Source organism: Candidatus Eisenbacteria bacterium, from assembly GCA_030017955.1.
Taxonomy (GTDB): Bacteria; Eisenbacteria; RBG-16-71-46; order JASEGR01; family JASEGR01; genus JASEGR01.
In genome coordinates this window covers 1-26,065 of sequence record JASEGR010000001.1, presented here as the reverse complement: position 1 = coordinate 26,065, position 26,065 = coordinate 1, and the positions used below count along the sequence as shown (strand labels likewise).

The 26,065-nt window shown below is 52.7% G+C and carries 19 protein-coding genes; 15 read left to right on the top strand and 4 right to left on the bottom strand.

What is annotated here, in order from left to right:
* Positions 1-225 precede the first annotated feature (225 nt).
* Positions 226-1,836, top strand: coding sequence for a tetratricopeptide repeat protein (locus QME66_00095; GenBank protein ID MDI6807370.1), 1,611 nt, complete (start codon positions 226-228; stop codon positions 1,834-1,836).
* Positions 1,837-1,845: 9 nt separating this feature from the next.
* Positions 1,846-3,453 carry a radical SAM protein gene (locus QME66_00090; protein ID MDI6807369.1) on the top strand — a complete coding sequence of 536 codons (1,608 nt, stop codon included), beginning with the start codon at positions 1,846-1,848 and terminating at the stop codon, positions 3,451-3,453.
* A 184-nt stretch (positions 3,454-3,637) separates the two neighbouring features.
* Here QME66_00090 and QME66_00085 read toward each other — a convergent pair whose 3' ends face one another.
* Positions 3,638-4,228 (bottom strand): GyrI-like domain-containing protein, encoded by a 591-nt coding sequence (locus tag QME66_00085; protein MDI6807368.1) that lies wholly within the window; start codon positions 4,226-4,228, stop codon positions 3,638-3,640.
* A 182-nt stretch (positions 4,229-4,410) separates the two neighbouring features.
* Here QME66_00085 and queD point away from each other — a divergent pair, with 182 nt between their 5' ends.
* The 9 genes from queD to QME66_00040 all read left to right on the top strand — a co-directional run bounded on the left by queD (position 4,411) and on the right by QME66_00040 (position 18,856).
* Complete coding sequence (gene queD / locus QME66_00080; protein MDI6807367.1) at positions 4,411-4,776, top strand: 6-carboxytetrahydropterin synthase QueD; 366 nt, start codon at positions 4,411-4,413, stop codon at positions 4,774-4,776.
* A gap of 395 nt (positions 4,777-5,171) precedes the next feature.
* Positions 5,172-5,810 carry a radical SAM protein gene (locus QME66_00075; GenBank protein MDI6807366.1) on the top strand — a complete coding sequence of 213 codons (639 nt, stop codon included), beginning with the start codon at positions 5,172-5,174 and terminating at the stop codon, positions 5,808-5,810.
* Between the two features lie 22 nt (positions 5,811-5,832).
* Positions 5,833-6,519: a 7-cyano-7-deazaguanine synthase QueC gene (queC, locus tag QME66_00070; GenBank protein MDI6807365.1), complete on the top strand. Its 687-nt coding sequence runs from the start codon at positions 5,833-5,835 to the stop codon at positions 6,517-6,519.
* An 83-nt stretch (positions 6,520-6,602) separates the two neighbouring features.
* On the top strand, positions 6,603-8,345 hold the full coding sequence (locus QME66_00065) for an NAD+ synthase (protein ID MDI6807364.1): 1,743 nt from the start codon (positions 6,603-6,605) through the stop codon (positions 8,343-8,345).
* A 208-nt stretch (positions 8,346-8,553) separates the two neighbouring features.
* The gene (locus QME66_00060) at positions 8,554-10,368 is read left to right on the top strand and encodes an FAD-binding protein (protein ID MDI6807363.1); all 1,815 of its coding nucleotides are present in this window, start codon (positions 8,554-8,556) and stop codon (positions 10,366-10,368) included.
* A 76-nt stretch (positions 10,369-10,444) separates the two neighbouring features.
* Positions 10,445-13,393: a glutamate synthase-related protein gene (locus QME66_00055; protein ID MDI6807362.1), complete on the top strand. Its 2,949-nt coding sequence runs from the start codon at positions 10,445-10,447 to the stop codon at positions 13,391-13,393.
* Positions 13,390-16,002: a glutamate synthase gene (locus QME66_00050; protein ID MDI6807361.1), complete on the top strand. Its 2,613-nt coding sequence runs from the start codon at positions 13,390-13,392 to the stop codon at positions 16,000-16,002. The genes QME66_00055 and QME66_00050 overlap by 4 nt, the downstream gene beginning before the upstream one ends.
* Positions 16,003-16,039: 37 nt before the next feature.
* A complete protein-coding gene (locus QME66_00045) occupies positions 16,040-17,557 on the top strand; it encodes an efflux RND transporter periplasmic adaptor subunit (GenBank protein ID MDI6807360.1) in 1,518 nt (505 codons plus the stop codon).
* Between the two features lie 81 nt (positions 17,558-17,638).
* On the top strand, positions 17,639-18,856 hold the full coding sequence (locus QME66_00040; GenBank protein ID MDI6807359.1) for an ABC transporter permease: 1,218 nt from the start codon (positions 17,639-17,641) through the stop codon (positions 18,854-18,856).
* A 125-nt stretch (positions 18,857-18,981) separates the two neighbouring features.
* On the opposite strand, the gene QME66_00035 is transcribed toward QME66_00040, so the two are convergent.
* The 3 genes from QME66_00035 to moaC form a co-directional block, all read right to left on the bottom strand.
* Positions 18,982-19,482 carry a MogA/MoaB family molybdenum cofactor biosynthesis protein gene (locus QME66_00035; GenBank protein ID MDI6807358.1) on the bottom strand — a complete coding sequence of 167 codons (501 nt, stop codon included), beginning with the start codon at positions 19,480-19,482 and terminating at the stop codon, positions 18,982-18,984.
* 76 nt (positions 19,483-19,558) lie between these two features.
* The gene (locus QME66_00030; GenBank protein MDI6807357.1) at positions 19,559-19,957 is read right to left on the bottom strand and encodes an MOSC domain-containing protein; all 399 of its coding nucleotides are present in this window, start codon (positions 19,955-19,957) and stop codon (positions 19,559-19,561) included.
* A 64-nt stretch (positions 19,958-20,021) separates the two neighbouring features.
* The gene (gene moaC, locus QME66_00025) at positions 20,022-20,519 is read right to left on the bottom strand and encodes a cyclic pyranopterin monophosphate synthase MoaC (protein MDI6807356.1); all 498 of its coding nucleotides are present in this window, start codon (positions 20,517-20,519) and stop codon (positions 20,022-20,024) included.
* 378 nt (positions 20,520-20,897) lie between these two features.
* Between moaC and QME66_00020 the strand changes: the two genes are divergently transcribed.
* The 4 genes from QME66_00020 (at position 20,898) to dnaK (ending at position 25,973) form a co-directional block, all read left to right on the top strand.
* Positions 20,898-21,938, top strand: a complete 1,041-nt coding sequence (locus QME66_00020) for a DUF362 domain-containing protein (GenBank protein ID MDI6807355.1) — start codon at positions 20,898-20,900, stop codon at positions 21,936-21,938.
* Positions 21,939-22,038: 100 nt separating this feature from the next.
* Entirely contained in the window at positions 22,039-22,797 is a 759-nt protein-coding gene (locus QME66_00015; GenBank protein ID MDI6807354.1) for a HesA/MoeB/ThiF family protein, read from the top strand.
* A gap of 6 nt (positions 22,798-22,803) precedes the next feature.
* Complete coding sequence (locus tag QME66_00010) at positions 22,804-23,817, top strand: sigma-54 dependent transcriptional regulator (GenBank protein ID MDI6807353.1); 1,014 nt, start codon at positions 22,804-22,806, stop codon at positions 23,815-23,817.
* A gap of 254 nt (positions 23,818-24,071) precedes the next feature.
* A complete protein-coding gene (gene dnaK, locus QME66_00005; GenBank protein ID MDI6807352.1) occupies positions 24,072-25,973 on the top strand; it encodes a molecular chaperone DnaK in 1,902 nt (633 codons plus the stop codon).
* Positions 25,974-26,065: the final 92 nt, after the last annotated feature.

Here is a 26,065-nt window from a genome sequence, read left to right as displayed (position 1 = left end):
GCGGTGCCCCAGCACTTTCACAGGGGCTATCGCCCCTATGACATTTCGAAACTTGCCACCGGCAACTTTCGCAACTGTAACCCCTTAGGGGGTCGGGCTCGACCCCCTAAAAGCCCGAGCAGTGCACCGTTCTGGGGCAATGTCAACGTCAACTTATTTATGTTACGGTGCACTAGCAGCAGCTCAGGATAGATAAGTGCTTTAACCGGGAAGGCGGGCCAGACTATGTCCTTTTTAACTAAGCTGTTCGGTTCCAAGAAGGACAGTCACTACCAGAAGGGGATCGTGTGTTTCAACAACGGCCTCTACGATCAGGCGATCGAAGAGTTCGAAAAGGCCCTTGTTGAAATTGAGGACAGAAGCGATCCCTACTACAGCCTGGGAAGATTCTATTCCGCTGAAGCCAGGGCAAACCTCGGACTTTCCTACCTCAAGAAGGGCGAACCTGAGAAGGCAGAGGAGTCTTTCAAGAAAGCGCTTGCAGAAAACCCGAACTATCCAGATCTTCATTTCCAATTGGGAGTGACATGCGAGCGATCAGGAAGGCTTGATGAGGCCATTGCTCATTTGAAAGACGCCATTGCCATAAACCCAGAGTACGCAGAGGCCCGCTCATACCTTGCAATATGTTACTTCGAGAAGGGAAACACAAAGGACGCGAGGGACGAGCTTCAAAAGGTGAAGGAGCTGGGATTCCCGCTCCCGTCCAGTCTCGCCCTCAAGAACGGAGCGGCGATGGTTTCGCTCGAAAGCCTGAAAGACCAGATTGACAGAAAATCAAAGGCGCTCCTTCACGTCGAGACTGCGGTGGAATTGTACCAGAGGGGAATGAAAGAGGATGCCGCCGAAGAGTGGAAGAAGGCGGTCTCCGCAGAGCCGGCCTTTGCCGATTACAGATTCAGACTCGGGACTCTCTTATCGGAAATCGGGAGGAATAACGAGGCACTCTCTGAGTTCAACAAGGCCCTCGAGATCAACCCGAATTATCTTGAGGCGCTCGTAGCGCTCGGGGCGACATTGCTCAAGGCCGGGGATCCCCAGTCTGCATCAAGTTACCTGGCGAAGGCAGTTTCTCTAAGACCGAATTTCCCTGATTTACGGCTGCTTCTGGCTGTCTCGAATTTCAGGAGCGGAAACCTGAGAGACGCGCTTGAAGAGTGCATGAGTGCGCTGAGGATAAGTCCCTCTTACGGGGTCGCGAGAAGACTCATGGGGGTCTGCTACTACGCTCTTGGTGATGATACTTCTGCAATCAGCGAGCTCAAGGCCTCCATGGGCACTGGGGGAGAACTTGCCGAGATTGCATCCGAGCTCTCATTTCTGCATATTGAAAAGGGCGAGTTTGAAGCAGCGATCTCTGAGCTTGAGAAAGCACTGGAGATTCATCCAAACTATGCTGATCTCTACTTCCAGCTTGGAACTGCCCATCTCGGGAAGGGGAGATGGCAGAAAGCCGAGGAGAATTTCCTGAGGTCTCTGGAGATAAACCCCGGGTACTCACTTTCCAGATTCTATCTCGGAATCTGTCAGGAAAGAGCCGGAAAGCTTGAACAGGCGCTTGCGTCTCTCAAGAAAGCGTGCGATGAAAATGGCGGTTATGCCGACATACACGAAGCGCTTGGTTCGCTGCTCTTCAAACTCGGCAGAGACGATGAGGCGAAAAGACATCTTGAAAGAGCTGTGGATATAAACAGGAATTTCGTAAGAGCAAGAGTAACCCTTGGACTCGTCCTGAGAAAAATGAGAAAGAACAGAGAAGCAGAAGCGCAGTTCCTCGAAGCCCTCTCGCTTGACCCCGGAAACATCGTAGCGAAGACGCAAATGAGCGACACGTAGTCCCGTCCAGTGCCAAAAGCAAAAGCGTCGGTCGTCCTCGTCTATCCAAATCTCTCCCACATTGGCCTGTCAAACATGGGATTCGTCTCGGTCTTCCGGGAGCTCTCGTCCGTCCCCGGCCTGAATTGTGAGAGAGCTTTCCTTCAGCCGGAAAGAACCACGCCCAGGACGATTGAAAGCAACCTGCCCATCTCCAAATTCGGGACAGTGGCATTCTCCATTTCATTTGAAAATGACTATCTCAACCTGCTCAAAATACTTTTTCTTTCAGGCATAAACCCCCTTCGTGAAGAAAGGGGCGAAGGAGATCCGCTAATAGTTTGTGGCGGAGTGGCTCCGACACTCAATCCGCTTCCGCTTGTTCCATTCGTTGATGCCTTCTTTCTTGGCGAGGGGGAGTCTGAGATTGCGAAGCTGGGTGAAGCTCTGGTACGAAATGCGATTCCCGGAAAAGAGGCACTTCTTGAAGAACTGGGCGATTCACAATTTTTCTTCATTCCGAAATACTGGACAGCGGGGCAATCCGCGAGGCCGCGCAGAAACTGGATCAGGAGTCTTGATGAGTTTGAAACATTTGCAGTTGTTGGAGGCGCAAAGTCTCCCCTTGGCTCCATGTTACTTGTCGAACTTGGACGGGGATGCGGCAGAGGATGCAGGTTTTGCGCGGCGGGCTGCATCTACAGGCCCCCGAGGAACAGAAAACTGGATTCTGTTCTTGGGACCGTGAAAAGGAACACGGGCGACGTTCGCGCAGTTGGACTAGTAAGTGCTTCGGTTTCCGATTATCCATCAATAGACACGGTCTCCGAAAGGATTCACGCCCTGGGAAAAAGAGTGAGCATTTCGTCAATGCGCGCAGATTCGGTGACGAAGACAGCTTCGGCGATGAAATCGCTTCTCAGCACAATTTCCTCAAGCGGCACAAAATCAATCGCTCTTGCTCCGGAAATCGGGACCGAGAGAATGGGAAACGTAGTAAACAAGAGGCTGAATGTGAGAGCATTCCTTGACACGGTCCAGGCGGCCGGAGAGGCCGGAATAGGAGAGGTGAAGCTTTACTTTCTGATTGGGCTTCCGCTTGAGCAAAGGGAAGACATTGATGCCATCGGAGACCTGGTTTCAAGTGCTCAGAATGCGTTTGCAGGCGACTGGGGTTCACGCCGTCAGCGGCGGCTCACGGTAAGCGTAAATCCGTTTGTGCCGAAGCCGTGGACACCATTCCAGTGGGCAGGAATGGAAAGAGAAGATGAGCTCGAAGAGAAGATGAATATATTCAAGCGGTCCCTTTCACGAAAGAGGGGCGTGAAGTTGATTCTGAAGAGCATCCGTCAGGCAATCATTCAGGCCGCCATTGCCAGGGGGGATGACAGGTTGGGCATGGGCCTCTTTCACAGGGAGAAAGAAGGAATTCAATTCCGCTTCGCGCTAAGAAGGGTAGGAATTGACATTGAGAATCATGTCCATGAACCGAGGCCTGTAAACAGCGAGTTCCCCTGGGAAATCATTGATTCAGGAATCGAGAGGAGCTTTCTCTTGAAAGAATATGCCAGGGCCAAAGAAGGTCAATCATCGCCGGAGTGCGACGTCACAACATGCAAGCTCTGCGGGGTGTGCTAGTTGTGTCTCCACTTCGTTGAACCGCTTGATGAGAGATTCCTCTTAACTTGTCGGCACAATGCCTCTGACCCTGAGCCTCTTCCAGAATAGCGGGAGGGACTCCCCGGATCCTGATGCCTTCTCCCAAGAAACTCATTCCCAGAATGACGACACCCGGAGGCGGGGAGCCTGATAGCCAGAAGCGTTACTTCTTGACGGGATTGATCGGAACCTGGATTTCCGTTACACATGACTCCTTGGGCGTACTGGGATCCGACCAGAATATTTCTGTGCATGGTCCGGCAGGAACATATCCGTTCTTTCCAACCCACTCGAAAAGCGCCCCGTAAGCCATGCCTACCTGCTCGTAAGGTCCCTTGTAAAAAGTGTAAGCTACCAGAGCCGCGCCGCGTTCCTTGGTGGTTGGCTCGCCTTCCTTCGCAGAAGCAGTGACCCCCTCGACAACAGGAATCTGTATCTCCCACTTCAGCTCCTCTGGCTTACTGTCCATGGGGTTGTTGTAGTAAACGCCACAGACAGGACCGGCGACGAGCAGCCCATTCTGCTTGACCCAGTCTGTCAGCTTGCCAATTACCCGCTCGTGGGCATCATAGGAACCCTTGTAGGCGAGGCAAGCCACAATCTTGGGCTCTGCAGTCTTTGTCTTGACAGGGAAACTCTTGGCTGCAGGTTTTTCCGGTATATCTCCGGCAAAAGAGGTGGAGACAAGCATCGCCAGGAGAATGACTGCAAGGAGAAGCCCCGAGCATACGAGACCAATTCTTGACCTATTCATATACTCACCCCCTTTCTTGGCAAAAAAGGCCGGATGGAGGCTAGCAGACGCAAAAAGCGTCCGTCAAGATGAATTGAGATGTTTGTAAGAGATACCCAGTATGAATCACGATCAGGCTCGTTTGACACCGCCAGTAGCTCCTGATAATCTAACCGGAAAAGAACTCTCATGAGGGAGGTTCTGTGTTCACAATTTCAGTTGACTCAAGATTCTCGGGCGCACACCGCCTCGTCGGATACCAGGGAAAATGTTCTGCGCTTCATGGACACAACTGGAAAGTTTCCGCTGCAGTGCGGGTGGACGAGCTGAATCAAATCGGGATGAGCATTGATTTTGAGACTCTGAAGTCTCTTCTCAAAGAGGTAACAGACCAGCTCGACCACAAATACCTGAATGAGCTTGAAGAATTCTCCAAGACAAACCCGACTTCCGAACATATTGCCTCGCACATTTTCCGGAAATACCGACAGAAGCTCTCTGGAAAGGCAAAACTCACGTCAGTCACAGTGTGGGAATCCGAGGGGCAATCGGTCACATATTCCCCCTAGTGTGCCGTCCCAGAAATAGCTTTACGAAATGCAGGATGTTTCATAAGGCACACTGCCAGGGGGTATGAGGGGGTCGTGGCCGACCCCCTCACCCTACCCTCTCCCCGAAGGGGAGAGGGAGACTACCTTGTCTGGTATTCGCCCCTCGCTTTCTTTTAGGGGGAGAGGGAGGCTACCTTGTCTGGTGTTCGCCCCTCGCTTTCTTTTAGGGGAGAGAGGGAGACTACTTTGTCTGGTATTCATCCCTCGCTCTCTCTTGAGGGGAGAGGGGAGCTACCTTGTCTGGTGTTCGTCCGTCACTTTCTTTGAGGGGGAGAGGGAGACTACCTTGCCTGGTGTTCGTCCCTCGCTTTCTCTTGAGGGGAGAGGGGAGCTACCTTGTCTAAGGAAGAGAAGTGAGCCTGCTGGTCAAAGAAATCTTCACGAGCATTCAGGGCGAGTCAAGTTTTCAAGGGCTTCCATGCGTATTCGTAAGACTTTCAGGATGCAATCTCCGGTGCACCTACTGCGATTCGAGATATGCCTATGAGGGTGGACAGGAAATGACTATCAACGAAGTCCTTCGCGAGGCCGGAAGAAGCGGCGTTAAGCTTGTTGAAATCACGGGCGGTGAGCCTCTTCTTCAAGAGGAAACGCCGAACCTCGTCCGCGCTCTGACGAAAAAGAAATTCACAGTTCTGGTCGAGACAAATGGGACCGTTGACATTTCCAAACTCAGCAAGAAGGCAGTGAAGATAGTGGACATAAAATGCCCCGGGAGTGGAGAGTCGGCGCGGGTCAACTGGAGAAATCTCAAGCTTATTGGAAATAAGGATGAGGTTAAGTTCGTAGTCCAAGACAGGGCTGACTATGAGTGGGCAAAGAAGGTTACAAGAAGACACAAGCTTACAGAAAAGAGTAACGTTCTGTTTTCATGTGCGTTTGGACGTCTCCACCCTTGCAAGCTGGCAGACTGGATCTTAGAGGACGGCCTCGATGTAAGGCTCAATCTCCAGCTGCATAAGTATATTTGGGGCCGCGGAACTCGAAAATGAAGGTCGAGAGGAGACAGTTCTCTTGAAAAGCGAAATTGCAATAGTCCTCGCAAGCGGAGGTATGGACAGTCTGGTCTGCGCGGCAATTGCTTCTCAGACCCATGAGCTCGCATTTCTCCATCTCAACTATGGGCAGAGGACTGAAGTGAGGGAGCTCAAAGCATTCAGAGAGCAGGCGAAATTCTACAGAGCAAGGCATGAGCTCGTCGTGAATGTTGAATATCTGAAGAAAATTGGAGGCTCGAGCCTGACGGACGAGAGAATTCCCATTCCCGGTGCAGACCTCAGCAGAACTGGAATTCCCTCTTCATACGTTCCCTTCAGGAACGCGAACATTCTTTCAATTGCAGTTTCCTGGGGTGAAGTGATAGAAGCGGAGAAAATATTCTTTGGAGCTGTTGAGGCGGATAGTTCAGGGTACCCGGACTGCAGAAAAGAGTTTGTTGATTCATTCAACAAAGTGATAGAGTGTGGCACGAAGCCGGGGACGAGTATGACGGTTGTCGCTCCGCTCATAGGAATGAAGAAGAGTGAAATTGTGAGAAAAGGCATGGAGTTGGACGCACCATTTGAGCTCTCCTGGTCCTGCTATTCGAGAAACGATGTGGCATGTGGAAACTGCGAAAGCTGCGCGCTCAGGTTGAGGGCGTTCAAGGAAGCGGGAGCCCGGGACCCCATCCCCTACGTTGAAGAGACAAGGAGGATGTGACAGGGAATCGACAGGAGCGGAAACGCGCATTTTTCGTCGGTGATGGGTGATGTGTTGGGGCCGCTGAAAGGACTGGTATCGGTGTGAGACGGTTAAGACTAGCTCTTGCCCAGATAAATGTTACGGTTGGCGATCTGGCCGGAAACTCTGAGAAGATTGTCGAGTGGACGCAGATGGCAAGGAAAGCCGGGGCAGATGTTGTCGCCTTCCCGGAGCTCGTAATTACCGGTTATCCTCCCGAAGACCTTCTCCTCAAGCCTGCTTTTGTGAAGGAGAATCTCAAGTATCTTGATGTAGTCGCATCGAAGACGAAAGGCATCGTCTCAATAGTCGGGTTTGTGGATAAGCAGGTTGGCATACACAATGCGCTTGCAGTCATTCATGATGGAGACGTGAAGGCGATCTACAGAAAGATGTATCTCCCAAACTACGGCGTTTTTGATGAGAAGCGGTATTTCGAACCCGGCACAGAGTGTCTGGTTTTCTCGATAGACGGAATAAACGTCGGAGTGAACATTTGTGAAGACATCTGGCACCCAGATGGCCCCGCAAAGACAGAGGTCGTTTCCGGAGGTGCCGAAATCGTGATCAACATTTCATCCTCCCCGTATCATGCAGGTAAGGGTGAGATGCGAGAGAGAATGCTTGTCACAAGAGCCATGGACAATGCGGCATGCGTTGGATATGTAAATCTTGTCGGCGGACAGGATGAGCTCCTTTTTGACGGGAGAAGTTTGATCATCGATCAAAAAGGAAATATCAAGGCCAGGGCTCTCACCTTCGAAGAAGAGCTTCTCATTTCCGATATCGATGTGGACGACATCTTCAGGGCCAGGCTTCATGATCCCAGAGTAAGGGAAAAGAAACCAGGAGTCTCTTCCGGTGAGGAGAAGCTTGCATTTGTGAAGCTCGACCAGGAGATTCAGTTCCCAAAACCTGCAACCCCGCCGCAAATCCACGAAAGTCTGCCGCTCGTCGAGGAGATCTACAAAGGGCTTGTGCTTGGAACAAGGGACTATGTCCGTAAGAACGGTTTCAGGAAAGTCGTGCTGGGGTTGAGCGGCGGAATTGATTCCTCGCTCACTGCAGTGATCTCGGTGGATGCGCTCGGCAAAGCAAATGTTCTCGGAGTTTTCCTTCCTTCCCAGTTCACTTCGAGCGAAAGTGCTGAAGATACACACGAGCTTTGCAGCAGGTTAGGCATCGAGCTCATCACAATACCCATAACGGACATCCTTGAAAAGTGCAAGCAGAGCCTGGATCCGGTTTTCAGAGGCCATGAGGAGAATATCACCGAGGAGAACCTTCAGGCCCGGATAAGAGGGACACTCCTCATGGCAATATCAAACAAATTCGGTCACCTGGTGTTTTCAACCGGCAATAAGAGCGAGCTGTCAACGGGTTATTGCACACTCTATGGAGACATGGTCGGCGGATTCGCAGTGATAAAAGATGTGCCCAAGGAGCTTGTATACTCTCTTGCCGGCATGCGCAACAAGAACGGTTCACCCATCCCGGAACGAGTGCTTACCAAGGTGCCTTCAGCCGAACTTAAGCCAAACCAGAAGGACGAAGACACGCTGCCTCCGTATCCAGTTCTTGACCCGATTCTTGAGTTTTACATAGAGAAGGACATGAGTCTTGCCGAAATAACTTCAATGGGGTACGACGAGGCGACAGTCAAGGCCGTCATAGACATGGTTGACCGAAGCGAGTATAAGAGAAGGCAGGGCCCCCTTGGAATCAAGATAAGTCCCCGTGCGTTCGGTAAGGATAGAAGGCTTCCCATAACCAATAGATTCAGGGAGAGAATCCAGAGTGAATGAACCGCAGGCCGGGAGGGTGCCCGCTCTGGAGTGGCTGGAAAGAAGGACATAGACAGGCCAAAGGAGGCGGGACGCGAAGGAGAAGCTTAGGATGGCTCGATGGCGATCAGGCCGCAAGAGGGCGGCCTGTCCGATTTCTGGGCGGGAATTCAATTCTCTTTAGGCTGCGCCTGATCAAAGATGAAGGCAAACGAGAGAAAGAGGTCAGGTGAGTAACAAATTTCTTCACATGCTCAGGAGAGAGGCCGGGAGCGAAGCCAAAATCTTCACGAAGAACTCTCTTCTCCACATCTATTCCTTTGACCAGAGTGATCTCCCCGGCTTGGTGAGATTCTTCCTCAGAACCCGGCCTGATTTCGTCTTTCAACCGCATACTTCCAACGCCCTCAAGACATTCATGATACTTGCATCAAAGGAAGGCATTCCAGTGGTGCCTCGAGGTTCCGGCTCCTGGGGGCTTGGCGGCTGCCTCGCGCCAATCGGAGGCGCAGTCGTGGATCTGTCTTTTCTTTCCGGCATCATAGAGGTCAACGAGGCAGAGCAGTATTTCACGGCGCAGGCAGGGGCAAAGTGGTTCGAAGCCGACGCAGCTTTGGCTCATTTCGGACTTGGGCTCAAGGCTCACCCTACAAGCTGGTTTTCTACAATAGGCGGTTGGCTTTCCACGGGCGGTGTGGGAGTTGGAAGCCTCAAATACGGGCACTTCTCAAATCAGGTGAGGTTCGTTGAATTTCTGACTGCAAATGGAGAGACATTGAAAGTGGAAAGAGGAGACGAGAGTTTCCCTCTGCTCTTTGGCTCTGAAGGTCAGCTTGGAATCGTAAAGACGATTTCGGTTTCAGCAATGAAAAGAGAGAAGCCCTGGATGGTCGCAGCGTCGTTCGCGGAACCTCCCGATGCCATGGGACTCATTGATGAGCTTCTTAAGAATGTCAGTACGGTCACAGATGCAAGACTAATTGATGGAATAAGGCTCGCGCAGCTTGATCTCTACTCAGGCGATAGACTTTTTGGAGATTCATCAGTGCTCTTTGTCCAGGGAACCGGTGAGGGCCTTGATGAGACAAGACGAATCATCGGCGGGTCTTCGAATATCAGTGAGCTTGAAGGCTACAAGGCTCAGTTCCTCTGGCATGAGATGTTCTCTCCGTTGAAAGCTAAACGGCTTGGCCCCGGAATAGTCGCGGTGAGTCTGGTTGTCGAAAGAAGAAATCTGTGTGAGCTTCTCGCCCTTTTCAGAGACAAGCTAGAAGGAGTGAGAATGGGGTTCGACGCGTATTTCGGCCCGAACGATGAAGCTCACGTGATGGGATTCCTGCCGGTAGGCCAACCTTCATCTCCAGGTTTTCTTCTTTCGTCAGTAATTCCCTACTACCTCACCGGCCTGGGGCTGAGACTCGGGGCAAGGCCGTATGGAATTGGACTCTGGAATGCTCCTTTTCTCACCAGCTCCATCGGGAATGCAGAATTGGAGAGGCTCAGGAAACTGAAGCTTTCGTTTGATCCTCACGCAATCATGAATCCTGGGAAGTTTCTTACTGTTGAGAAGCTTGAACCCTTCTGGAGAATGCTTTTCTCCACGACATCGGCCGGACTGTTCTCGATGATCGGCCGCGGTTTCATTCATGCAAAGGGTATTGCCTCAAGCCCCGGCGAAACTCTGGAGTTGGCCAGAAGATTCCCCCGCTCGGAACGGAGTGACCTGAAATATTCAACTCTCCTGTGTTCGAGATGTGGTTCCTGTGTTCCGGTTTGTCCTGCATATCTTCTCACAGGTGACGAAATGGTCTCCGCAAAGGGAAAACTCATGGTCTCTTCTTTCTCAATGGAGGAAGAGCTCTTTCAGTGCATGCACTGCAAAGCCTGTACGGATGTTTGCCAGAGCGCACTTCGGCTCGAGGACGCATGGAATGAACTTGAGCTTTCCATTGAAAAGGAACGGGGGAGGCCTTTCGCTGAAATTGAGGATTTTGTAAAGAGAATTGAAGAGGCAAAGATAATGGAAAGGCCGAACCTCGGATGAATGAAAGGCGACGGCGCGAGGTAAGATGTGGAAAGTGTCAGGCGCTGGGTGTCAGGTGAAAGGTGTGTGGTGACAGGTGAAAAGTGACAACAACGGGATGAAAGGGCAGAGCAGCAAGTATTCAATCGAAACCACGGCTGCTCCAGGGAGGACTACCCCTCTCGCAAAGTTTCTCATTGAAAGACTTGATGGCTGTACGGCGTGCGGGATTTGTGCCTCAGCCTGCATATACGGGGCTCATTCAAGAAGGGAAGAAGACCCGAGAAGAATGAGCGATCCTACCAACCATCTTTGCAAGAATTGCTTCCGCTGTATTCAAGAATGCCCCAAGGAAGTCCTTGTCACCAGACTCAATCCGGCATACTCCTTGCTCGGTGACGAGCATTGGACCCCTGAGATAATCGCATCCAATTGGTACCAGGCGGAAACCGGCAGGATCCCGGTTCTTGGCGCCGGCTTTAGAGGAAGCTTCAGCGGGCCAGGATTCGATTCCATGTGGACCGACATGTCTGAAATCGTGCGGCCGACCAGGGATGGAATTCATGGAAGAGAATATATCAGCACGTCTGTGGATATCGGAGGCGCAAGCCCTTTCCTTGAGTTCTCAGGGAATTCAGCGGTTGGCGATCTCGAAGTCCCGCTTGAGATCCCCGTGCCTTTTGTTTTTCTGAGGCCTCCGTTCGGAGTCCTGGGAAAAGGAACTCTCTGCTCGTTTGTCGAGGCTGCCTCCAAACTGGAGACTGTCTTCTTCACAGACACCGGGCATATCGAAGATGAGATGGCCGGCTTCCTTCCATGCCTTGTTCCGGACTTCGGAACCGGAGGCAACGAACTTGAGAGCTGGCGGGAGACCGCAAAGAAATGCGTGTCAGGGCCGTTCATGCCGAAGCTCATTGAGGTTGACTCCAAGGTCGGAGCAGACGAGTTTCGGAAACTGCTGAAGGAGTTCAATGGCAGCCGCATAGTGGTCAAGGTCCGTTTCTCGAAGGACACTCTGAACACGGTTCTCGACTTCTTCTCGGCCGGGGCGCGAGTATTTCACCTGCACGCCAACTGCAATGCCAGGATCGACGGCAATGAAAACGAATACCTCACGGTTCCGCTCCGGAAGGTTCACCTCGGCCTTGTTGAGAAGGCAATCAGGGATCAGGTTACCCTCATAGTGAGCGGAGGGATGGCTGCACCGGAACACGCGGCGAAGAGCATCATCTGCGGCGCTGACGTTGTTGGAATTGATATTGCCCTTCTTGTAGGTCTTGGATGTTCCGTATGCCGTGAGTGCCGGGAGGGAAGGAGCTGCCCGGCAAATCTTGAGAGTGTCGAGAGTGACTGGGGATCTTCGAGAATCGTAAATCTTATCGCTGCCTGGCGAAACCAATTGCTCGAAGTCCTCGGAGCCATGGGGTTGAGGGAGATCAGGCGCCTGAGGGGCGATGTCGGGAGAGCGATCTTCTTCAGCGAGCTTGAGGAAGAGGCGTTCGGCGTTATTGGGGAAAGCTCTAGGCCCGTCACGGACGGACGAGTGTTCTTCGGCCCAAGAAATTTCCCCCTGCCCGAAGTTATGCGTTCTCCATTCCCCGCGTATTATCGAAATGACGTGCCGGTCCACAAAGTCTTGAGAAGTTCTTCATGCATAAGCTGCGGCAACTGCGTATCCCTCTGCCCGTTTGGCGTCCACAAACGACCCAGAGGTTTCAAGCAGACACTGCCTCCCTTCAGCTCAAGATGCATCGGCTTTAACTGCAAGGGCAATGATTTCTACTGCATCGATAAGTGCCCAACGAATTCGCTCTCGCTTGAGAAGGGCACGCTTGATGAGACCCTCGGAGATCTGCGGTGGACGCATGAGCTCATTCTTTCGAACTGGGAGGAGGCGGAAAATGGACGGCCGCCGCGCAATGGTCTTGAGTTCAGAACCGGGAATTCCGGCGGCGGGTTCGACAGCCTGTTTTTCAAATTCCCAAACGTTGACTCTGGAGTGTCGCCGGAAGAAGTGGACTTGTCCATTGAATTGAACAGGAGGAAAAGCGGCCAAAGAATCACGATTCCGGTTCCGTTCTACGGTGGCGGCATGTCCTACGGCTCCATAAGCATTGAGACGATGCTCGCCAGAGCCAGGGCGGCTATGGCCTTCGGGACATTCGTCTCAACCGGAGAAGGGGGCTACCCTGAGGAGCTGAGAGAGTATAAGGACCACGTGATTACCCAGATAGCTACCGGTCTCTTTGGTGTGAGCGAGGGCACGATACAGATATCCCGAATGGTCGAATTCAAGTATGCCCAGGGAGCAAAGCCGGGCCTCGGCGGACACTTGCTTGCAGACAAGAACACAGAAGACGTGGCAAGGATGAGAGAGGCGATCTCAGGTACCAGTCTCTTTTCTCCTTTTCCTTTTCACAGCGTCTATTCGGTTGAGGACCACAAGAAACACGTTGACTGGGTGAAGGCCATCAACCCACAGGTGTTAATCTCAGTGAAAGTCTCAACGCCAACCGACATCGACATGGTTGCTGTCGGCAGCTACTATGCCGGTGCAAACATCGTCCACCTCGACGGAGGATACGGAGGAACCGGAGCGGCTCCGGAGATAGCAAAGAAAAACATAGCGATGCCCATAGAATATGCAATTCCGCGAGTCCATCGGTTTCTCGAAAAAGAGGGGATCAGGGACGAAGTCGTACTCATAGCAAGCGGTGGAATCCGGACTGCGTCTGATATTGCAAAAGCAATAGCTTTGGGAGCAGACGGCGTGGTTCTCGGGACCTCCGAGCTCGTTGCCCTGGGATGTGTGAGGTGCGGGAACTGTGAGAGCGGGAGGGGATGTCCGAGGGGAATTGCGACGACCGACAGGGAACTAAAAACCCTGGTTGACCCGGAATGGGGAGCACAGAGGTTAATAAACCTCTTTCATGCTTACATGACAGAGCTTAGAGAGATCCTGTCAGGACTTGGGCTGCGAAGCATTTCGGAACTCAGGGGACGAACAGACTTGCTGGGCAAGGACGGCGAGGCAGCAAAGCGATGAATGCACGGGAGATTTCAGAAAGAATTCTTTTGTCCAGGTGCGGACTTCCTGGCGCTGGGCCGCCTGCCCCGAGGAAGGGCGAGGAAGAAGGTGGGTGCGGAGTAGTGGGGCTCATTTCCTCAGAGCGGGTTGACGGGAAGCACATAAGAAGGCCTTGCGAACAGATGCACAATAGAGGAAATGGGAAAGGCGGCGGGGTTGCCGCGATAGGCCTGTCGCCGAATTCGATGGGACTGTCTCAATCAGAGCTCAACGAGAATTACCTCATTCAAATTGCATTTCTCGATGAAACGATCCAGAAGGAGCTTGAGGAGAGGTATGTTTTTCCGGTTTTTGACGTCAGAGAGAGAAAGCGGGTCCCCACTCTCCCGGATTTCAGAGAACTGGATACGCTGACGCTAAGGCCACCGACTGTGTTCAGATATCTTGCCAGGGTGAAACATTCTGTTCTCGAAGAATTCCGGAAGGGAAACGGCCTTCCTGATATCAGCCCGGGAATAGCTGAAGATGAGATTGTCTTCCAGAACAGCTTCAGGATCAACTCGGAGTACTATGCGTCTCACGGCGCCCAAAGGGCATTTGTCCTCTGCCACGGAAAGGACATCCTGGTGTTTAAGATCGTGGGATATGCAGAGGAAGCGCTGTCTTACTATTTGCTGGATGATCTGAAAGCCAATCTCTGGGTAGGACATCAGCGGTATCCGACAAAAGGAAAGGTGTGGCATCCCGGCGGCGCTCATCCATTCACCGGGCTCAATGAGATTCTTGTTCATAACGGAGACTTCGCGAATTATTTCTCAGTATGCGAATACCTAAGGCAGCGCAACATCTTTCCGCTCTTCCTGACAGATACGGAGGTCTCGGTGCTTCTCTTTGACCTCTGGACAAGGGTTTACGGCTACCCGCTTGAGTACGTGATTGAGGCCTTGGCCCCGACAACCGAACGTGATTTTCATGTCCTTCCGGAAGAGAAGAAGCGGATCTACAGAGCGATTCAGGCTTCTCATATTCACGGCTCGCCCGACGGCCCCTGGTTTTTCATCGTCGGGCGGTCGCTGACCAAGAGAAGAGTCATCGAACTTCTCGGCATAACCGACACTGCAATGCTCAGGCCGCAGGTCTTCGCGCTCAGCGAGGGTGAGGTGCAAGTCGGACTAATAGCTTCCGAGAAACAGGCCATCGACAGCGCTTTGTCGAGCCTCAGACAGTCCGACGAGAGATTCTGCGACGTGGCAGACAAGTACTGGAACGCTCGGGGAGGAAGCCACACTGACGGCGGGGCATTTATTTTCAGTCTCCGGGAGAGTGACAGCGGGAAGAAGATTCTGGAGTGCCGCAACAAGTTTGGTGAACTTATAACGACAACGAATCATTCCGGCTCCGGGCAGAGGGACGGCGGAGAACTGAGGAGGAACTTCAGCACGCTGGCTCAATGCATTGACGAAGGCGTAGTCTCATTTCTTTCACGAAATGGAACCGGCGAAGGCAGCCCGTTTTCGATATCAGGACCATCCTGGCCATCGCGGCTTGCGGAGCTGGCAGAGCCGGAAATCGCCCGTTCTACCGCAGGGGATGAGCTCAGGGAGGAGGCGCTCTCTTCTCTCGTAAGGCTCAGAGACCTCTACTTTCCGCAGCAGATGAAGAGAAGCAAGTTCGTATCCCTTGTGGACACTGAGATTGACAAACTCCTGAGATCAGTTCCGCTGGTTGGCTCTGATCATCCCTCAAGACATCGCCTTCTCAATTGGGAACTGCGGGGAAAGTTGGTCCCGCCGCAAAGGGACGATGTTGTGCTCTTCATTGATTCCCGTTCATTCCCTGCTGACGGAGAAGATAGTCTGGCAGGGACGGTGGCTCACTGTCATAGTCTGGGATTCAGACAGTTAACGATTTTCGGGATGAGGGGTCAAAGGTTTGTTGCGTGCGGCCTCGGCCACTCCTCTCACGGGTTCAGAGTGGATGTGCTGGGAAGTTCAGGTGACTATCTGGGCTCCGGCCTTGATGGCGCCGACGTATATGTGCACGGGTCCGGACAGGATCAGCTGGGGCAGATTCTGAAAAGGGGAACCCTGGTCGTGTATGGCGATGTCGGTCAGACCTTTATGTACGGCGCAAAGGGCGGCGAGGCGTATGTCCTCGGTAATGCAGCGGGGAGGCCTCTCATAAATGCCGTCGGAAGGCCAAGGGTTGTCATAAACGGGACATGCCTTGACTATCTTGCCGAAGCTTTCATGGCCGGCGACCCTTTGAACGGCGGAGGGTTTGTAGTCATAAACGGTATCACGTTCACATCAGACGGAAACGTTGTTGACCTTGAGACGCCCTATCCGGGGTGTAACCTTTTCTCTCTTGCCTCCGGAGGTGCAATATACATAAGAGATCCCGGAAGAGTGGTTGACGAAGACCAGTTGAACGGCGGCAGGTTCGCGGAGTTTACAGCAAGGGACTGGGAGGTTATACTTCCTTACCTGAGAAGAAACGAATCGCTGTTTGGAATTTCGATTGAGAAAAACCTTCTGACATTCAAGGGAGAAGAAAAAACGCCTGCGGAGGTGTACAGAAAGGTTGAGGCAACCGTAGTTTCGGCTCTTATGCCGGAAGGCGAATAAGAAACCCGAAGTCCGCAGACCAAAAAGGAGAATCCTGTTGAAAAAATTTGTACTCCCGGTCGTCTTCGTTCTGTTGGTCGCCGCCTCGTATTTTGTTCTTGGAAGGAAACCCTCCCGGGGCCCCGGAGAGTCTTCCATGACTACCGCAAAAGTCCAGAGGGGAGACTTGATTGTTACGGTCTCATCGACCGGCACAATTGAACCGGTGGTGACGGTTGAGGTCAAGTCCAAAGCGAGCGGCGTGGTTAACCGGCTTCCCGTGGAAGAAGGAGACCATGTAGAGAAGGGGCAGATCATTGCGACCCTCGATGAGACAGACCTGCTTAATGACGTTGAACAATCGAAGGCCGACCTTGACGTTGCAAAAGCCACGCTTGCTCAGGCGGAACGGGAGCTAAAGAAGAGCCAAGAGCTTCTTGGAAGAAATCTTGCCTCCGAAGATGAAGTGGAGAAATTGAAAACAGAAGTTGTGCGGGCAAAAGCACAGCTTGTGCGCGCCAGGGTGGATGTGGCGAATAAAGACGAAAGGCTCAAGGAAGCAGTCGTCAGAGCCCCTCTCTCTGGAATCATTCTCCAGAAGAACGTGGAAGAAGGTCAAATAATCTCCTCGGGAATCTCTTCCGTCAGCGGCGGAACTCTGATTGCAGTCGTTGCAGACATGCGAGAGGTATATGTGAAGGCTGATGTGGACGAAACCGACATCGCCGTCATTGAACCCGGCCAGAAGGCCAAGGTGGTCGCAGACGCCTATCCCGATGATATATTCGAAGGAGAAATAGTGAGGATTGCCCCTCTTGCAAAGGTAGAGCAGAATGTCACTACCTTTGAGGTGACCTCGAAAGTGGCAAATCCCCAGGGAAAGCTGAAGGCCGGGATGAATGCGACAGTTGACATAGCTGCAGGGGAGAGATTCGGTGTGCTCATGGTGCCGAATGAGGCGCTGAGGGAGCCGGGTCGCGGATTGAATAGAGGAGAGGGAAACGGTGAGAAGGGTAGCGTGTCCGTGTCCCCTGGTCCCGGGAAGACGGGCGAGAAAAATGCTCCAGCGTCCACAGATCCCAGGGCTTCGGCTCGCGGTGACGATCGGTCTCGGCGAGCAGGAGGCGGGGTGGCAGGCGAGATTCCTGGAGGAATGGCCGGGCAGGAGAGACAGGGAGCGGGTGAAGCCAAGGAAGGCGGAGTGACGGGTGGAAGACCAGTTGGGGCGCGCGGAGGGTATGGCGTTCTCACAGAGCGGTCTCCGGGTTCGGGCGGTGCGAAGGAAGAAGGCGGCGGCCCCGGGGCTTCCTGGGGCAGGGAGAAATTTGACGCGGCTGCTCCCCGTCCGAAGGCGAAACAGGTCATGGTAGGAAGGGGAGGGAAGTTCGTCCCCGAAATCGTACTTGCAGGCATAAATAATTTCGAGAATACGGAAATTCTACAAGGCCTGAAGGAGGGAGACGAGATCCAAATTCTGACAGGCGGACCTTCGGGCTCGATGAGTCAGACAATGGAACAGAGGGAGAGGTTCAAGGCACGGATGAGTCAGGGAGAGATGGGCGGCTTGAGGAGATAAGAGTTTCGGGGCTGGCGTCCGAGAACTTGCTGCTCACTCCGACGCCCCTGTATCTCTCGTATCCTGGATACTTGGAGGACAATGCAAGTACTTGAAAATATTCTCATAGCACTCAGCTCGCTCTGGGTCCACAAGATGAGATCTTTTCTCACAACGCTCGGTGTCGTCATTGGCGTGGGAGCCGTGATCACTATGGTTTCCCTGGGCCAGGGAGCAAGACGGGCTGTGCAGGAAAGAATCCTGGCTCTCGGCTCCAATCTCGTGTTTGTGAGACCAGGTTCTTTTCGCATGGGTCACGTTGCTGCACAAGAAGGGGCAAGGATTGACCTCACGGACAAAGATGCCAAGGCAATCAAGAAAGACTGCCCGGCAGCTCTCGTTGTAGTCCCCGAGCTGCAGAGGTCTGAACAGGTGAAATACGGAAACAAGAACTGGAACACAAGGGTTATCGGCACGACTCCGGATTTTGGACCGGTAAGGAATTTCAAGCCCACGTTGGGAAGGTTTTTTACCTGGCAGGAAGATCTCGGGATGGCAAGAGTGTGTCTGCTCGGGGAAACGGTGAGAGAAAATCTCTTCGGCCAAATGGAAGATCCGGTCGGGGAAACGATTAGGATTGGCAGAGTGAATTTTACCGTGATAGGACTTCTTCCCGAAAAGGGGCAGACGGGGTTTTCTAACCAGGATGATCAGGTAGTTGTGCCTCTCAACACTGCGCAGAAGAGGCTTTTTGGCATAGACTACTTGAGCGGAATCAGTGTCCAGGCAAGGGATGCGAAATCCGTCGATCAGACGGTTCTGGAGATTGAGAAAGCGTTACGGAAGAGTCACCGGATCAAGACCGGTGGTGACAACGATTTCACAATCCGGGTCCAAACAGATGTCCTCACCACAATGGAAGAAACATCAAAAACGCTTGGATTTCTCCTTGCCGGAGTTGCAGGAGTTTCGCTTATTGTGGGAGGAATAGGAATTATGAACATAATGCTTGTCTCTGTCCGCGAGAGGACAAGAGAGATAGGCACAAGGAAGGCAATAGGTGCACGAAGAAGGGATATTCTCTTTCAGTTTCTTGTTGAAGCTGTTACGCTCAGTCTGGTTGGCGGCACTGTCGGGATTCTTCTGGGGGTTCTTGCTTCATATCTTCTTTCCGCGATGGCGCGATGGAACACGAGCATTTCTCTGAGCTCGATTATCGTCTCATTTCTTTTTGCCGCAGCAGTCGGCATCTTCTTCGGACTTTATCCCGCGAGAAAAGCTTCTCTTCTTAATCCAACAGAGGCCCTGCGGTACGAGTAGGGCCGGCGACCTTCCCTCTCCCCCCGGGGAGAGGATCAAGGTGAGGGAGAGGATACACCTTCAAAAAGCCGGTTCAAGGGCATCTCTCAAAGGCTTGCCTTGCATCTCGGCTGTGAATACATCTGTCACTCCGCATCGCGGGATTCTCCGCATTCGCCGGCTTCGCCCTTCAGGACGGAGATTGCGTGGGGAAGGATTGGAAGGATGGCTTCGAGGCATTCTCTAACGGCTTTCGGGCTGCCCGGCAGGTTCACAATCATTGTGCTCTTCCTGATTCCTGAGACTCCCCGCGAGAGCGCGGCCTTCGGGGTCTTCTTGTAAGATTGAAATCTCATCAGCTCTGAAATGCCAGGTGCCTGTCTTTCCAGCACGGCCAGAGTCGCCTCCGGGGTTTTATCCCTGGGAGAAAACCCCGTGCCGCCCGTCGTGAGAACGAGGTCAACACGAAGCTTGTCGGAATAGTCGACTAGTTTCTCTCTGATGAGCTCTGCCTCGTCCGGGATGATGTCGTATCTGGCAAGCTTTGCGTCGAGCTTGGTAATCAACTCGAGCGCAACCTTGCCGCTCTCGTCCTTTCTTTCTCCCCTTGCACCTTTATCACTTATTGTAAGGATTGCCACTGTCATCAAAGTTTTCTCCATTTGTATCTCACGGCGGGGCTATCCACGGAACCTTGGACTTCATCCTGCAGAGGAAAACTGCCTATCCTCCGGGAATGACAAAGGCATCATCGCCGGCCCGGACTCTCCCGCCCGTCAGGACTCTTGCGAAAACACCTTCTCTTGGCATGACACAGTCCCCGATCTGGTCATATATTGCGCACCTTTCCACACACTCTTTTCCAATCTGAGTAAGTTCGAGAAGCACGGTTGAGCCGAGTCTAATCTTCGTTCCCAGGGGAAGTGTGTGAATCTCTATCCCGGCCAGCGTGACGTTTTCACCAAAATCTCCAGGCACGGCATTGAGACCTTTTTGTCTCATCTTCTCTATGCTTTCAAGCCCGAGAAGACTGACCTGGCGGATGTCTTTTCCGAAATGGGCATCGCCCTTGATCCCCTGCTCACACTCGAAATCCGCAAAAGGGACTGGCGTTTTCTTCATACCCTTTTCACTACTTATGGAGACTGCCTCGACCTTCCCATCCGGCGCTCTTCTCTTCGCAGCCTCACTGCCCGATGGTTTTGCTTTTCCTCTTGTAGTGGCCACTTCTTCCGCCTGCCTTCTCGATAAGCGCTATCTCCCCGATAACCATGTCCTTATCAACCTGCTTGCACATATCGCAAATTGTCAGAAGAGACACGGTGACTGCAACCAGCGACTCCATTTCTGCACCTGTTCTGTCAACTGCTTTGGCGATTGCTCTCGCCTCGATACACGAGTTTTCCTTGGAAGAATGAAGCTCGACACTGACATTCGATAGTGCAATTGGATGGCACATAGGGATCAACTCACTGGTTCGCTTTGCAGCCATGATACCAGCTACTCTGGATACTGTGAGCACATCTCCCTTTGGAAGCAGCCCTTTCTCGATTGTCTCAAGCGTCTTCGGGCTGAGGAAGATCTTTCCGGTTGCCACAGCGGTCCGCAGGGTTTTTTCCTTCGCGGACACGTCCACCATGCGGACAGAGCTGCCAGGTCTGGTCTTGTTCTGTTTCTGACTCATTTCCTCACCAGTCTCAGAGTCTTCTTGAGTCGGCCGGTCGAATCCGGCACTCCTTCAAGAAAACGCATGTTTCTGCATATCTGCAACCTTCTCCAGGAAGAGCTTCTTCAGGCTAAACCAGGAAATCCCCTTGGTCAAGCGGTATGGCTCTGCGGACACAGGAGCCTACAATGCGGAGACCGCATCTGCTCGACCGTGATAACCCCTCACCAACCTCTCCCCAGAAGGGAGAGGGCCAAGGTGAGAGGGAAGTCTGATGAATCGATTCGCTGCGAACGCCGGCAGCTAAGTGCTCCGTGCCACTAGCAGAGCGAACTCGGGATTGACTGGGTGGGCAAACCGTGGCACCATATCTCCGTGGACAATAGAAGGGAATTCATGAGAAAAGTGTTCAGTTTTGCAACAGGCGGGTTCTTGAGCGTGCCGATCGCTTTGGAGTTGAGGACATCCGCGCATTCTTCTGATGGTTTGACTGAGAACGATGACGAGCCCCGCCAAGGAAAGAACTCATCCGGGGATAAACCGGAGAAAAAAGTGAGTCGAGTTCCTGTGGGAATTGCCAGAGGGAAATCTGTCCGGGAATCCGTCCAGAAGGCGGTCGAGCTGGGAGGTGGTCTGGGCTTCATCAAGCCTGGAAGCACTGTCCTGGTGAAGCCAAACGTGAATTCAGATGACTCTCACCCAGGTACGACGAATCCCGAGGTCCTTCTTCATGTCCTTGAGTCAGTTTGGGGAAAGAATCCCAAGAGAGTCATCGTGTCCGACAGATCGGGCTTCTGGGGAAAGACAATTGAGTTCATGAAGAAAACAGGGTTGTACGAAGCTGCAATTCAGGGGAAGGCGGAGGTCATACCATTTGATGATGGTCCCTGGACAGAGGTTAAGCCCGCAAGTGCAACCTCATGGAAAGACGGTTTCAGGTTTCCAGAGCTTCCTCTTCGAGTAGATTCGATCATTTCAATTCCGGTCTGCAAGACCCACAAGTTCGCAACATTCACAATGGCTATCAAGAACTTTGTCGGTTTCCTTCACCCGGATGACAGGACGTCCCGCCTCCACAAGAGCCACGGAGAGCCGGGATTCGGAACCTTGATTGCTGAACTTGGGCTTGCCGTCACCCCCAAGTTCTACGTGATGGATGCGACAAAAGTCTTCGTATCCGGCGGACCTGCCACCGGCGATGAGAAGAAAGTTGATCTCATTATTGCGTCCCGAGACAGAGTCGCGAACGATGTTGTCGGCCTGGGACTTCTCAAGCTTCTTGGCACCGAGAAGAGAATTCAAGACAAATCAGTATGGGAGCAGCCCCAGATAAAGCGGACTATTGAGCTCGGCCTCGGAATAAGATCGATAGAAGAGCTAAAACTGCAAGGTTTCAACTCTCCGGAGGCAGAACGTATTCTTCGCTACCTGTCGTAGGAAATGGGCGGAAATAGGTGACGAAATAGGTGACTGTCACTATTTTCGAGGGGAAATAGGTGAAATAGGTGACTGTCACTATTTTGAGTGAGGGAAATAGGTGACTGTCACTATTTTGAGTGAGGAGGAGCTTGAGAGATACTCAAGGCAGATTATTCTCCCGGAGATAGGAAGAGCGGGCCAGAGAAAACTCCGGCAGGGAAAAGTCCTTGTAGTCGGAGCCGGAGGCCTGGGTTCTCCGGCACTTTTCTATCTTGCATCGGCAGGTGTCGGGACGATCGGAATTGTTGACAGTGAGGACGTCTCTCTCTCAAACCTGCAGAGGCAGTTCATTCATACGACCAAGGATATTGGAAAGCCCAAAACAGATTCCGCAAAGAAGAAGCTCAAGCTTCTCAATCCGTCGGTGAATGTTGTGACATACTTCAAGAGATTGTCGCCACGGAACGTCGATTCGATACTCAAAGACTTTGATGCTGTTGTTGATGGAAGCGACAACTTCCCCACCCGCTATGTGGTAAATGAATCTTGCATAAGACTCGGGAAGGCTCTTTTTCACGGCGGGATTTTCAGGTTCGGAGGCCAGGTGATGAGCATAGTGCCGGGAAAGGGGCCGTGCCTTAGATGCGTTTTCCCAAAGACTCCGCCCACAAGACTGGTTCCAGGCTGCGAGCTAGGCGGAGTTCTGAACGCCGTGGCCGGGGTTGTCGGGAGCATTCAGGCCGGGGAGGCAATCAAGTTTCTTCTCGGAACCGGCGAACTTCTTCTCGGCAAGATTCTTATCCTTGATGCAAGGGACATGAGTTTCAAGACGCTAAGTGCCAGGAAGAGAAAAGGCTGTCCCACTTGTGGAGGGTGAGCTGAATTGGAAGTCAGAGGCCGGGCATCAAGACAGCCCAGTTACGAATATGACATAGTCGGGACCAGTACGGCCGTCCAGCGAATCCTCAAGCTGGTTTCAAAGATTGCGCCCACAGAAAGCGGTGTGCTCATAACAGGGGAGAGCGGAACCGGGAAGGAGCTGGTTGCCAGGCAGATTCACTATCTCAGCAAGCGAAACACGAAGGCGTTCGTTCCGGTGAACTGTGCCGCCATTCCAGAGGGACTGTTCGAGAGTGAGCTCTTTGGACACGTCAAAGGAGCTTTCACCGGGGCGGTGCAGTCGAAGAAAGGGCTTTTTGAGGAAGCAGACGGCGGAACGCTTTTCCTGGACGAGGTAGCCGAGATGCCGTCGAGCGCACAGGTCAAGCTTCTGAGAGCTCTTCAATCTCACGAGATCAGGAGAGTCGGCGGAAACGAGGATACGCACATTGATGTCAGAGTCATTGCCGCAACAAACAGGGACATAAAAGAGGCATTGAGGACGGGCGAATTGAGGGAAGACCTTTATTACAGGCTCAACGTCTTCCACATTCACGTGCCGCCGCTGAGGGAAAGGAGAGATGATATTCTCATCCTTGCGCAATACTTCGTCGAAAAGCACTCTCTCGGCAGGAAGGGGAAGACTCCGAGAATCTCTCCCTCTGCTGCCTCGTTTCTCCTGGCCTACGATTATCCCGGGAATATCAGGGAGCTTGAGAACATTGTCCAACGTGCGGTTCTCCTTGCCGAGTCCGGCGTCATAAACCCGCGCGACCTTCCGCCGGAGATCAGGCAAAGGAGGATGCTGACTTCGGCAGAGGAGAAGAGCGGCTACTACAGTGACGGGTTCTCGCTTGAGGAGGTTGAGCGGCTTCACATAATGAGGGTTCTCGAGAAGCACAAGTGGAATATGTCCAGGGCAGCGAAGGCCCTTGGAATTTCACGTTCGACACTGTGGAGAAAACTGAGGGGAACGGAACGAGGCGGGAGAACATCTGTTTCAAAACGAAACAGATAGAGTGTTCCATTATGACGCATGTCCTGCCTATCGACATGCCAAGAAGGACAGAATAGTCCTTCCTTCGTTGATGTAACTTCTCTATTTGCAAGACGATAGAGACGCTGTATGCAGGATGAGACCAGGTGGCACGGGGATTGCGCTGTACGAGTGGCGAAGACGTAGAGGCCTACGGGCCATGAGGAGTTTGAATAGAGCTGATTCCGTGTGTGAAGTTGAAGAAGTTCTCGCTTGAGAAAGAGAGGTAGACTGATATGGGAAAAATAATAGGAATTGATCTCGGAACAACCAACTCCTGTGTGGCCGTTATGGAGGGTGGAAAGCCCGTGGTCATTCAGAACTCTGAAGGTGGAAGGACAACGCCGTCCGTTGTGGCTTTCACCAAAGGCGGAGAAAGGCTCGTGGGTGTCGTCGCGAGAAGGCAGGCCGTGACGAATCCGAAGGCTACGATTTACTCGATAAAGAGATTCATGGGGAGGAAATATAACGAAGTCGGCGAGGAGACGAAGCAGGTTCCGTTTCCGGTTGAAGGCGATTCAAACGGGAGCGTCGTGGTCAGGGCCGGAGACAAGACCTACACTCCGCCGGAAATATCCTCAATGATACTTCAGAAGATGAAGCAGACTGCTGAAGATTACCTGGGTGAGAAAGTAACAGAAGCAGTGATCACTGTCCCTGCCTACTTCAACGACAGTCAGCGCCAGGCAACAAAGGACGCCGGAAGAATAGCAGGGCTCGACGTGAAAAGGATAATAAACGAGCCAACTGCCGCTTCCCTTGCCTACGGCCTTGAGAAGAAGAAAGATGAAAAAATAGCAGTCTTCGACCTCGGCGGAGGAACGTTCGATATCTCCATCCTTGAGTTAGGCGATGGCGTCTTCGAGGTCAAGTCCACAAACGGCGATACGCATCTGGGCGGCGATGATTTTGACAAGAAGATCATCGACTGGCTTGCTGATGAGTTCCAGAAGCAGCAAGGGATTGACCTCAGAAAAGATCCGATGGCCCTCCAGCGGCTGAGGGAAGCGGCCGAGAAGGCGAAATGCGAGCTTTCGACTGCAGTCGAGGCCGAGATCAACCTCCCGTTCATCACTGCCGATGCAAGCGGCCCCAAGCACATGAATATCACTCTTTCCAGGGCGAAGCTTGAGCAGCTTGTTGATGATCTCATTCAGCGCACAGTCGGTCCCTGCAAACAGGCACTCAAGGATTCCGGATTTTCTGCAAGCGATATTGATGAAGTCATTCTGGTGGGCGGGCAGACCAGAATGCCAAAGGTTCAGGAGCTTGTGAAAGACCTCTTTGGCAAGGAACCCCATAAGGGAGTGAATCCTGATGAGGTTGTGGCAGTCGGAGCTGCAATCCAGGGAGCCGTGCTCGGCGGCGAGGTTGGCGACGTGGTTCTTCTTGATGTGACGCCTCTTTCTCTTGGCATAGAGACACTTGGGGCCGTGTGCACAAGGTTGATCGAAAGAAACACGACAATACCCACCAGGAAATCTGAAGTTTTCTCAACTGCATCGGACAGTCAGACGACAGTCGATATTCATGTGCTTCAAGGTGAGAGGGAAATGGCGATGGACAATAAGTCAATCGGCCGCTTCCAACTTACAGGAATTCCTCCCGCTCCGCGCGGCATTCCCCAGATCGAAGTCACCTTTGACATTGATGCCAACGGAATACTCCAGGTCTCCGCAAAGGACAAGGCTACTGGAAAGGAGCAGAGCATTAAGATCCAGGCCTCATCCGGGCTTTCCGACGCCGAGATCCAGAAGATGGTGAAGGAAGCACAGAGCCATGCGGCCGAGGACAAGAAGAGAAGAGAGAAGATCGACGCGCGCAACAGGGCAGATCAGCTTGCCTATGAAACAGAGAAGAATCTGAAAGAGATGGGCGACAAGATGGACGCTGACACAAAGGCCAGGGTCGAAGCGGCGGTCGGACGGCTGAAAGAAGCGCTCAAGGGAGACGATGAGAACGAGATTAAGTCTGCATCCGAGGCGCTTACTCAGGTGTGGCACGATGCTGCTGCCAAGATGTATTCGAAAGCCACAAGCGGCGGGAAGCCGGAGCCCGAAGCGGGGCAGGAAGAGGAGAAGAGTGAGAAGAAAGATGGGAAAGGAGAGGTAGAGGCCGACTACGAAGTGATAGACTAGTGTCCCGTCCCAGAAATAACTCTACGAAATGCAGGGTGTTTCATGAGGCACACTGCCAGGGGGTATGAGGGGGTCGTGGCCGACCCCCTCAG